Annotated in this window: 12 protein-coding genes; 9 read left to right on the top strand and 3 right to left on the bottom strand. The window is 60.8% G+C overall.

Features of this window, described 5'->3' with window-relative positions; translation table 11 throughout:
* Window positions 1-245: 245 nt before the first annotated feature.
* Window positions 246-1,115, bottom strand: coding sequence for a LysR family transcriptional regulator (locus tag KHP60_RS24400; protein ID WP_213566867.1), 870 nt, complete (start codon window positions 1,113-1,115; stop codon window positions 246-248).
* A 152-nt stretch (window positions 1,116-1,267) separates the two neighbouring features.
* Here KHP60_RS24400 and KHP60_RS24405 point away from each other — a divergent pair, with 152 nt between their 5' ends.
* From KHP60_RS24405 to KHP60_RS24415, 3 genes are all read left to right on the top strand, one after another.
* Window positions 1,268-2,233, top strand: a complete 966-nt coding sequence (locus tag KHP60_RS24405; protein ID WP_213566868.1) for a tripartite tricarboxylate transporter substrate binding protein — start codon at window positions 1,268-1,270, stop codon at window positions 2,231-2,233.
* Window positions 2,234-2,305: 72 nt separating this feature from the next.
* Window positions 2,306-3,196 (top strand): CoA ester lyase, encoded by an 891-nt coding sequence (locus KHP60_RS24410; protein WP_249689109.1) that lies wholly within the window; start codon window positions 2,306-2,308, stop codon window positions 3,194-3,196.
* Window position 3,197: 1 nt separating this feature from the next.
* On the top strand, window positions 3,198-4,442 hold the full coding sequence (locus KHP60_RS24415) for a CaiB/BaiF CoA-transferase family protein (protein ID WP_213566869.1): 1,245 nt from the start codon (window positions 3,198-3,200) through the stop codon (window positions 4,440-4,442).
* 83 nt (window positions 4,443-4,525) lie between these two features.
* Here the strand turns inward: KHP60_RS24415 and KHP60_RS24420 are convergent, their stop codons facing one another.
* On the bottom strand, window positions 4,526-5,233 hold the full coding sequence (locus KHP60_RS24420) for an IS6 family transposase (RefSeq protein WP_213566870.1): 708 nt from the start codon (window positions 5,231-5,233) through the stop codon (window positions 4,526-4,528).
* Between the two features lie 78 nt (window positions 5,234-5,311).
* On the bottom strand, window positions 5,312-6,013 hold the full coding sequence (locus KHP60_RS24425) for a FadR/GntR family transcriptional regulator (RefSeq protein WP_213566871.1): 702 nt from the start codon (window positions 6,011-6,013) through the stop codon (window positions 5,312-5,314).
* 170 nt (window positions 6,014-6,183) lie between these two features.
* On the opposite strand from KHP60_RS24425, the gene KHP60_RS24430 reads away from it, so the two are divergent.
* From KHP60_RS24430 to KHP60_RS24455, 6 genes are all read left to right on the top strand, one after another.
* Window positions 6,184-7,179 carry an ABC transporter substrate-binding protein gene (locus tag KHP60_RS24430; RefSeq protein WP_213566877.1) on the top strand — a complete coding sequence of 332 codons (996 nt, stop codon included), beginning with the start codon at window positions 6,184-6,186 and terminating at the stop codon, window positions 7,177-7,179.
* Between the two features lie 10 nt (window positions 7,180-7,189).
* Window positions 7,190-8,023, top strand: a complete 834-nt coding sequence (locus tag KHP60_RS24435; protein WP_213566872.1) for an ABC transporter permease — start codon at window positions 7,190-7,192, stop codon at window positions 8,021-8,023.
* A 1-nt stretch (window position 8,024) separates the two neighbouring features.
* A complete protein-coding gene (locus tag KHP60_RS24440; RefSeq protein ID WP_213566873.1) occupies window positions 8,025-8,822 on the top strand; it encodes an ABC transporter ATP-binding protein in 798 nt (265 codons plus the stop codon).
* A gap of 10 nt (window positions 8,823-8,832) precedes the next feature.
* Window positions 8,833-9,585, top strand: a complete 753-nt coding sequence (locus KHP60_RS24445; RefSeq protein ID WP_213566874.1) for an ABC transporter permease — start codon at window positions 8,833-8,835, stop codon at window positions 9,583-9,585.
* Window positions 9,585-10,289 (top strand): fumarylacetoacetate hydrolase family protein, encoded by a 705-nt coding sequence (locus KHP60_RS24450; protein ID WP_213566875.1) that lies wholly within the window; start codon window positions 9,585-9,587, stop codon window positions 10,287-10,289. Before KHP60_RS24445 ends, KHP60_RS24450 begins: the two co-directional genes overlap by 1 nt.
* Window positions 10,290-10,414: 125 nt before the next feature.
* A partial coding sequence (locus KHP60_RS24455; RefSeq protein ID WP_311925344.1) for an isocitrate/isopropylmalate family dehydrogenase occupies window positions 10,415-10,646 on the top strand: 232 nt, incomplete at its 3' end.

A 10,646-nucleotide genomic window follows, 5' to 3' on the forward strand; every position in this document is an offset into this window, starting at 1 on the left:
AGCGTCGAACACACCGCCTACAGGCGTTGAGAGCCTCGTTCCGTCATAAATCAGCCCGTTCGCACTCGCCGATGATGTTGAAGGGCTTTGGAGCGTGGAACGTCGCAATCCGACTTCTGCCAAAGCGTTTTGACACGACCAAGACCCAATCCAGACCCTCCTCATCGTGTCACTAATCGTCGCTGTGGACTGCGCATGGTCGATGGGTACTGTGGCTGTTTGATTACGCAACTTAACGGCGTGCTTCAGCGAAGGGATGCGACAGCCTTCTCGAGGAACACTCTCAACAATCGAATCCTCGCCGAACCTTTTATCCAGAGAAAGCCCAGCCGCCGCGGCTCCGTCGGCAGGGGAAGGGGCAGCTTGGCCAGGGTCAGACCTTCCGGCCACGGCGGCGACCAATCTGGGACGAGGGAGACGCCGAGGCCCCGATCCACCATGACCGCTATGGCGTCCAGGGTGGAGAGCACGAAGCGCTCGCGCGGCCTGATACCGGCACGGCTCAGATAGTTCTCGACCAGGCGGCCGCCCCAGACGCCGTGCCCGTAGCGGATGTACGTCTCGGTGGCCAGGACGTCATGGGCATCCCGTCCGAGCATCCACGAGGGGGCGATCACCTGCAACGGTTCCTCCCGCAGCACCGCCCACCCGCAGGACTTCGGCATGGGAAAGTAGGGTTCGATGAGGATGGCCCCGTCCACCTCGCCGTTGAGCACCTTGGAATGGAGTTCGGCCGACTGGCCTGGAACGATCTGGATCTCCAATCTCGGATGTGACGTCTGAATGGTCGTCAGGATCTTCGGCATCAACCCCGTGATGGCGGTCGGCACCGCGCCGATCCGCAGTTCCCCCGCAGCGGTCTCGGTTGTGAGCGCAGACTTCAGATTGGCGACGTCGTGCAGGAGGCTGCGGGCCAGTTCCGTGAGTGAGCGCCCCGATTCCGTCGGCATCACAGTCCGTCCGGATCGGGCAAGAAGGGGTGTCCCGAACTCCTTCTCCAGCGTGCGGATTCGCAACGCCACGGAGGCAGGCGTGAGGCTGAGGCGGCGGGCGGCTTCGGCGATCGATCCGCCCTCGACGACGACCACGAAAGTCCTGAGGAACTCAGTATCCATTACTTGGAAAATCTATCTTCTGAAGGTGGGAAAGGCCAGCTTTTCCCATCGTATCGAGGGCGCATATTCTGGGCGGGCTGGATCACGCCAACCTGGTCCGGCAGGAAAGAGGCCCGCACTAAGGGCCTCGGCCATCAAGGAGAGAGGAAACCATGACGCTCTTTCGCCGCAGAACCGCACTCTTTGCCGTCGCCGCAATGGCCTTGGCCGCAGCAGCACCCGCCAGCGCCGAGATCAAGAGTCTCGAGATCATCGCTCCGGCCAACCCCGGCAGCGGCTTCGACCAGACCTCCCGCGCCGTCCAGGCGGCCTTGAACGAGGCCGGCCTGGCTTCCGGTATCCAGGTCCTGAACGTTCCCGGTGCCGGTGGCACCATCGGTCTCGCCCAGCTCGTATCGGGGCAGAAGAGAGGCCCCGCCCTGCTGACGATCGGAGCGACCACGGTCGGCGCCATCCTCTCGAACAAGCCGCCCGTAACCCTGAACGATGCCGAGCCCGTCGCGCTGCTGCTCAAGGAGTACAGCATGCTGGTGGTTCCGGCGAACTCCGACATCAAGTCGCTGGCCGAGCTGACGGCCAAGATCAAGGCCAATCCCTCCAGCATCACCTGGGCAGTCGGTTCGGCAGGAGGCATCGACCACCTCATCGCCGGGCAGATCATGAAGGCGGTCTCTGGCGACGCGAGGAAGACCAATGCGATCAATTATGCCGGCGGCGGGGAGCAGATCGCCTCCATCATCGGCGGCCATGTTACCGTGGGCGTCGGAGGCATTCCCGAGTTCGCAACGCAGGTCCAGTCTGGCAAGCTCCGCGCCCTTGCGATCACCTCCGGCGAGCGTCTTGAAGGCCTCGATGTCCCGACGCTGAAGGAGCAGGGTGTCGATGTCGCCTACGGCACCTGGCGAGGGCTGATGGGCAGCAAGAAGGCTTCCGAAGCCGAGAAGAAGGAACTGGCTGACACCATCGCCAAGATGGTCGAGACCAAGGCGTGGAAAGACAGCCTCGCGCGTTACGGCTGGATCGGCTCCTACGAGGGTCCCGAAGGATACGCTGCCTTCCTAAAGGAACAGGAAACCATGATGAAGACCGGATTGGCGGATCTCGGTCTCCTGAAGTGACGAACACCATCTGAGGTCCGGGCGGGCATCAATGGTGCCCGCCCACAAATCTCTGACACCGGGGAGCATCTCATGCAACGTCCGATGCGCAGCAAGCTTTTCGTTCCCGGCTCCCGTCCGGAACTGTTCGCCAAGGCGGCTGCCTCCGCCGCCGACGCGTTGTCGTTCGACCTCGAGGACGCGGTCGCGAAGGACCGCAAGGCGGAAGCGCGGGCCGCAGTCGGGGCCTTCCTGCGGAACCAGCCGACGAATGACGGGAAGGTGTTGGTCGTCCGCTCGAACGGTCTGTCAAGCGGCCTCTTTGAGGATGACCTCAGGGAGATCGTCGGGTCCGGTCTCGACGTCCTCAACCTGCCGATGGTGGAGAGCGGCGACGAGGTTAGCGAGGCTGTCCATGTCCTTGCCCGGTTTGAATCCGAGGCGGGCGCGGAGCGCCCCATCGGCATTCTCGCCAACATCGAGACACCCAAGGGGCTGCGCCTCGCTGCCGAGATCGCGACGGCGGACCCCCGCGTCGTCGGTCTCCAGATCGGTTATGCCGACCTGTTCGAACCCTGCGGCATTGACCGTTCGAACGCCTCCGCCCTGAGCCATGTTCGCCTCGCCATTCGCCTGGCGGCCGCTGAGGCCGGGATCCCGGCCTACGACGGTGCCTACGCCGTGGTGGCGAAGCCCGAACGGTACCGCGAGGAATGCGAGGAAGCCCGCAGCCTCGGATTCGCGGGCAAGAGCTGCATCCATCCCACGCAGGTTCCGATCGCCAACGAGTGCTTCATGCCGCGTCCGGCCGAGATCGAGAAGGCCCGCCGCATCCTGGCGGCTGCGGAAGAGGCCGCGGCCAAGGGAGTAGGGGCTTTCGTGGTCGACGGACAGATGATCGACGAGCCGTTCCTCGTCAGCGCGCGTTCCATCGTCGCCCTCGCAGAGCAATTCGATCCCGCCCGATCCGGGGAGGTCCGCTGACATGGCCGCATCTAAACTCCACCAGAGAGACTACCGCCCTGAGATGCGCGGAACCTTGGACGGCGTCAGGATCCTCGACCTGTCGCGTCTCTTCGCAGGCAATGTCCTCACGCAGATGCTTGGCGACTTCGGAGCCGACGTGATCAAGGTGGAGCCGCCCGAAGGCGACACGCTTCGGGCATGGAAGACCGAGGGCGTGAGCACGCACTGGAAGATCTACGCCCGCAACAAGAAGAGCCTCTGCCTCGACCTGAGGAACCCGCAGGCGACCGATATCGTCAGGGCGCTCGTCCTGTCCTCCGACATGTTCATCGAAAGCTTCCGCCCGGGCGTGCTTGAGAAGATGGGACTCGGCCCCGAGAAGTTGCTGGAGATCAACCCGAAGCTCGTGATCATACGGATCTCGGGCTGGGGCCAGGAAGGCCCCTACAGCCAGCGGCCCGGCTTTGGCACCGTCGTCGAAGGCATCTCCGGCTTCGCGGCTATCAACGGCTTCGAGGACCGGGAACCTGTCCTTCCCCCGATGTATCTGGCCGATGGCATCGCAGGCATTTACGGAGCCTCGGCAGCCATGATCGCCCTTCGGGAAGTGGAGCTGAAAGGCGGGCAGGGACAGGTCATCGACCTTCCGCTGCTCGACCCGCTCTTCTCCATCCTCGGCCCCCAGTCCGCAAACTACCGTCTTACGGGCAAGCTCAAGCCGCGGACCGGAAGCCGCTCGACGAACTCAGCCCCGCGCAACGCCTACCGTTGCAAGGACGGAAGATACGTCAGCCTCTCGGCATCGATCCAGAAGATGGCCGAGCGCCTGTTCCGCTCCATCGGTCGGCCCGACCTCATCGACGACCCCAAGTTCAGGACGAACGCCGACCGGGTCAGGAACGCCGAGGAGTTGGATGCGATCATCGGGGCCTTCATCGTCGCGCGGACGCAGGCGGAGAATGTTGCATTCTTCGAGGCTGCCGAGGTCACGATCGGACCGATCTACGACACCTCGCAGATCCTTGAGGATCCGCACTTCATAGAGCGGGAGGTCGTTTCCGACTACCCCGACGCAGACATGGGCACCCTGCCGATGCACCACGTCGTTCCGCGGCTCGGGGGCACTCCGGGAGCAATCCGGACACCTGCGCCCGAGCTCGGCGAACACAACCGATCCCTGCTGGCGGAGATCGGGATCGACGACGCCCGGTACGCCCAACTGGTCGCCTCGGGCGTGGTGCGCGGAGACGCGGCAGAAGGCTGAATTCGGGCAAAAGCAGGTACTGTCAAGTTGATGCCTAATGGACAAAGCTGGCGTGGGCGGAGCCGTCAGGTCGGTCTAAGCTACTATACGAGGGCAGCACCGGTCGCATTGTGCCAAGTGGCGAAAGCGCACTCGCGGGCGGCGCGGTACTCATTGGCAGACAGAAGATGACGGTGGAGCTGGAAATGGTTGTGGCTCAGGCCGTGGGTTGAGGGGAACTGCTGGGCATGCCGAGCTGACTTAAAGCGCCTCATGTGGCGTTCCCGCCGTCGGGTCGGTTGGTGTGAGACCTCACAGCGGTTGTTCAAGTATCGGCTCTGGCGATGTTCAACACCCGGCAGGATCTCGCGTTTGGCGGCGCCATAGCATCCGAGTTTATCCGTCACGATCACCCTTGGCACGCAGCACAAACCCTTTAGCAGCTTGCGAAAGAAGCGCTTGGCTGCCTTCGTGTTACGGCGGCTCTGGACCAACACGTCGAGCACGTTTCCATGCTGATCAACGGCCCGCCAGAGGTAGTGCAGTTTGCCTCGGATGCGGACGAAAACCTCGTCCAGAAACCACTTGTCACCGGGTTTTGGCGGTCGCCTCTTGAGGGTCGCAGCGTAGCTCCGTCCGAAGCGTAGGCTCCACTCACGGATGGTCTCATAGCTGACCACGATGCTCCGCGCGGCTATAATCAATTCGACCTCTCGTAGGCTCAGGCTGAAGCAGTGATACAACCAGACCGCTTGGTTGATGATTTCAGCCGGAAAGCGGTAGCCGCGGTACGGGTTGGATGTCGTACTCATACCCGACACCCTGCCACAGGCCCCGATTTGTTACCAACCTGACAGTACCCTCCAAAGTGAGGATACGGTGCGTGGGTATCAGTCGGCCTCACTCGACTGCCGCGCCAGGAGATTGCGCTCTACGCTTTGCAAATGGGTGCGCATCGCTGCGGCGGCGCCATTCATGTCACGGTTCTCAATGGCCGCAATTATCGTTTCATGCTCCGTGAAGCTGTGATGGTCCGGTTCTGGCTTGATGGGATTGGATCGCAGCCTGCCCCAGGTCACGGCCCGGCGCAGCGCGTTGAGCATATCGAAGAGCCCAAGCAGCGGCGTGTTCTGGGTTGCTTCGGCGACAGTGCGGTGAAGACGCGTATCCCAGGTCTCATATTGCCGCCAAGTTGCGGCCTCACGCGTTCGGGCTTGGCACATCCTCAACTCGGCGAGATGCATTGGTGTTGCAGTCAGCGCTGCTGCCCGTGCGATTTCTGGTTCGATGATCATGCGAGCCCGCATCAGTTCGGCCGGATTGGTCCGCTTGGACAGGGCCGCAATGTCCGAAAGGGTATCCATAGGCCGGTTGCCCATGAAGGTGCCTTTGCCGACGTGGCGCCATATTTGGCCTTCGGCCTCGAGAGTTCCGAGTGCCTTCCTGAGTTCAGTTCGCGTAACCCCAAGTGCCGCTGACAGATCCCGCTCTGGAGGGAGTCGTCCATCCTCAGGGAGTGTCGCTTGTGCAAGGTAGGCCCGCAGCTGGGTGACGATACTCCGATTGGAACCTGCTTCATCGATAGCTAGCATCTTAGTCTCTCAACCAATTCCGAATTGGTCGAATCTTTTAATCGCAGAAACAACATAGTCAAGAACAATAATGCTTGACAGTCGTTCGCCCAATTGCAACCAATAGCGTATTGGTCGTGCAAAGCGCGGCCTTAGAAGGCGGACAAACCGCCAAAACCCGGGAGTTTGAAATGTCCAAAAGGTTGGCAGGTCTGAAGGCCACTACCGCTGCGCTCGCGATCGGCGTTGCGCTGATGTTGTCGGGTGCTGCGGAAGCGGCCAAGGTTCGTGTGGTCTATGGCGATATCCCCAGCGTGGAATCCCTGCATCTCCTGGCCGCCTTTGAGCGCGCCAAGGAAAAGGGTGTTGATATCGAAGTGACCTATCTGAAGTCAGAAGATATCGCGGCTCAGGCCGTCGTTGGCGGACAGGCTGACATCGGTGTTGGTGGGCCTTATGCCCTCGTGCAGAAGGTCAAGGCACCCATCCGAATGTTCATGCAGCTTTCGACGCTGCGCTTCTATCCGGCGGTGAATGGCGAGTTCTACAAGACCTGGAAGGATTTGAACGGGCAGGAGGTAGCCGTCCACTCCCGCGGCTCCGGGACTGAAGCCATCATGAAGCTGATGGAGCAGCGCCAGGGCATCAAGTTCTCCAAGATCAGCTACATTCCTGGCGCCGAGGTTCGTACGGGTGCCTTGCTGCAGGGCAACGTCAAGGCTTCCATCGTTGACTCGTCTGGCCGCCGCTTGCTGGAAACCCAGGCACCCGGCAAGTTCGTGATCCTGCCGCTCGAGGGCGTGAACGCAACGGACGAAGCGCTGTTTGCCAACACGAACTTCCTTGAAAAGAACGCCGCGGATGTCGACAAAATCGTCGAGGCCATCGTCACGACCTGGCGTGAAGTCACGGACAAGCCAAGCGTTGTCGCTGAATGGCGCGCCAAGTACAAGCTGCTGCCCGACCTCCCTGCAGCCCAAGTGAATGAGATCGGCCCGTACTTCGAAGAACTCGCGAAGGGTAAGGCGTTCCCTCTCAACGGCGGCGGCGCTGCGGCGGCCAAGGATGACTTTGCCTTCTATACCCTCTCGGGTCAGCTCACCGGTGAGCCCGCAAGCCTGAAGGTCGAGGACTTCTGGGATACCCGCTCGCTGGATCGCGTTCTGGCGAAAGTCGGCACCAAGTAAGGTGGCCAACATGATGGCTTCCTCCCAAGTGAACGGCCCCGCGCGGGCCGTCCATTCGCCGGCAGGTTGGGGCTTGAGCCTCGGCCGGCTATTCACGCAACATCCGATTGCCTCGCGATTGGTCTCGCTGGGGCTCTTCTTCTTGATATGGGAAATCGCTGGACGCGTGCCGATCAGCTATGCCTTTCCGACTTTTCTGGAGACACTCTCAGCATTCGTTACAATGCTGTTCGATGGCAGCCTGTTTGCCGCTTATGGCTCGACGCTTCAGCCTCTGATCATCGGCATTGCCATTTCGGGGGCTGTCGGGGTGGCGCTGGGTATCGTGATGGGTTTGTCACGCACGGCTGAATGGCTTGTGGCCCCTTTGTTCATCGTCCTGCAATCGGCCCCGATGGCAGCTCTTATTCCACTCATCACCTTCGTGTATGGAATCGGACTGGCAGCAAAGACCCTCGCCGTCATTATGCTCGCATTGCCCGTCGTCGTCCTGAATGGCTATAAGGCGGTGCGGAATGCCAACCCTTCGCTGGTGGCCATGTGCTACTCGTTCCAGGGCACGAAGCTCCAGCAAATCGCCAAGATCATCATCCCGGATGCCAGCCCCGTAATCTTTGCTGGCCTGCGTTTGGGCCTCGCTGCCGGCTTCATCGGCGTCATCCTGGCCGAACTCCTGATCACACCGACCGGCATTGGCGATCTGATCACCTACCACCGCTCAGTGGCCAACTATGCAGAAATGTATGCCGCTGTTGTTTCCATCATTCTGGTCTCGACCCTGACGCTGGCAGCCTTGGAAGCATTCGAGGTGCGCGTACTTCGTCCGGAGAAAAGGAGAGGCTGACATGACTTCATCTACTGCTTCTATCCATGCTCTCCCTCGAGCCGAGTCTGCTGCTGTTGAGGTTCGTAGCATCTGTAAGAACTACAAAGAAGTCGAAGCGCTACGTTCGATTGACCTCGACTTTCCCCGAGGCAAGCTCACGACACTGCTCGGTCCGTCCGGCTGCGGCAAGACCACCCTGCTCAAGATCATTGCAGGTCTTGTCGAGCCGACCTCCGGCGAGGTGCGGGTCAACGGCAAGCCTGTTACGGGGCCCGGCCCAGAGCGCGCCTTCGTGTTCCAGGACTTCGCCCTGATGCCATGGGCGACGGTGATGCGAAACGTGGCTTTCGGCCTTGAGCTGAAGGGAATGGGCAAGGCGGAACGCCAGTCTATCGCGCGCCACTACATCGCCGAGGTCGGTCTCACCGGATTTGAGGATAAGTACCCGCACGAGCTCTCCGGCGGCATGCGCCAGCGCGTTGGTCTTGCCCGTGCCTTCGCGGTCAATGCAGAAGTGCTACTGCTGGACGAGCCGTTCTCGGCGGTCGATGAGCAGAACCGCCGCAAGTTCCAGGAAGACCTGCTGCGGCTGGTGGAGAAGGAGCGCAAGACCTTCATCTTCGTCACGCATAGTATCGAAGAGGCTGTCTACGTATCGGATCGCATTGTTCTCCTGTCACGCCGGCCGAGCCGCGTCTCACAGATCATCGAACCGAAAGTCGATCGCACAGCCTCACCTGATGCCATCCGCCGTGATCAGGGCTATCTCGACACGGTTGAGGAGATCTGGCAGGGCCTCAAGCACTACGTGGACTGAGGAGGCGATCATGACACTTTACGGTTATCGGGTGCCCATGATGGCATCGCTCCTGGTCTGGTGCGGAATTTGGGAACTTGTCGGCCAATCCGGCCTAATGTTTCTGGTTCCGCCTCTTTCCGCCGTGCTGGTAGCTGGCTATGCCATGGTGCAGACCGGTACCTGGCAGGCGGCTGCAATGATCACGTTGCACAGTTTCGCAGTCGGTATGGCGCTGGCCGTCGTGGTCGGCATCAGCCTCGGGGTGCTGATGGGGCGGTTCAAGGCGGTGGATGAACTGTTCAGCATTTGGGTCAACATCTTCGTCAGTGCGCCGCTCTCGGCTCTGGTTCCGGTGTTGATGATCCTGTTCGGCATGGGCGAGACGACAGTTATCGTCACGGTGTTCCTCTTTGCGGTATGGATCATCGTGTTGGATACACGAGCCGGCATTCAGCATGTGCCGAAATCGCTTATTGAGATGGGGCGCTCTTATGGTGCCTCCACCTTCGCTCTTTACGGAAAAATCGTTCTCCTTGCCGCACTGCCGGAGATCCTTGCAGGGATCAGACTCGGTCTAGTGCGCGGCGTAAAGGGTGTTGTGATCGGCCAGCTTCTGGTGGCGATCATTGGTTATGGCGAACTGTTTGAACTTTATTCACGCAGCTTTGACATGGAGAACTTCTGGGCGCTGACGATCATCCTCTTCGCTGCGGCGATGCTGATGTCAGCGGCCATCGAATACATCGAGAAGAAAGTCGACTATTACGCAGGAGTAAGATGATGAATGCACCTATCGCCATGCCTGACTACGTAGTTCAGCCGGCACCTATTGCAACCTTGCCCGTCCAGGGCAGTGACAAGCTGTTCCCCATTCACCGTATTTATTGCGTGGGCCGCAACTATGCTGAGCACGCGATCGAGATGGGACATGACCCGTCCAAGGAGCCGCCGTTCTTCTTCCAGAAAAACCCGGACAACCTTGTGACCGATGGCAAGTTCCCCTATCCGAGCCAGACATCGGACGTGCACCACGAGATCGAAATGGTGGTGGCGTTAAGCAAGGGCGGTACGGACATTCCCGTGGAAGCGGCGCTCGATCACGTGTTCGGCTATGGCGTCGGCCTCGACATGACCCGTCGCGACCTCCAGGGGGAGGCCAAGAAGCTGGGGCGCCCGTGGGAAGTCGGCAAGGCTTTCGAAGCCTCCGCTCCCTGTGGCCCGCTGGTCCCGGCGAGCGAGATTGGCCATCCGACCTCGGGCGCTGTCTCGCTCAAGGTCAATGGTCAGGTCCGTCAGCAGGGCGACCTTAATCAACTGATCTGGAAGGTGCCGGAGATGATCTCCTATCTGTCGGGTCTCTTCACCCTTCAACCGGGCGACATCATCATGACCGGCACGCCCGCTGGCGTCGGGGCGGTCGTGCGCGGTGACGTTCTCGAAGGCTTCGTCGAAGGTGTCGGTAAGATCGAAGTCATGGTCGTCTAGTCTACGAAGCCCGTGTATGTGACATCAAACAACGGGCGAGGGGCTTAAGCACTGCAGCACATTGTGCTGCAGTGTAGTTCTAGGGCGGGACAACCGCCAGTGTCTAAATCAAGCAGGAGCCACCCGTGGCGAAGATCAAGGTTGCCAATCCGGTCGTCGAGCTTGACGGCGACGAGATGACCCGCATTATCTGGCACTTCATCAAAGGCAAGCTGATCCACCCCTATCTCGACATCGACCTGAAGTACTACGATCTCGGCGTCGAGCACCGCGACGCCACCAACGACCAGGTCACGGTGGATGCAGCCCACGCCATCAAGAAGTACGGCGTCGGCGTCAAATGCGCCACCATCACGC

The organism is Microvirga sp. 3-52 (genome assembly GCF_018383585.1).
In the GTDB taxonomy this organism is placed as follows: Bacteria; Pseudomonadota; Alphaproteobacteria; order Rhizobiales; family Beijerinckiaceae; genus Microvirga.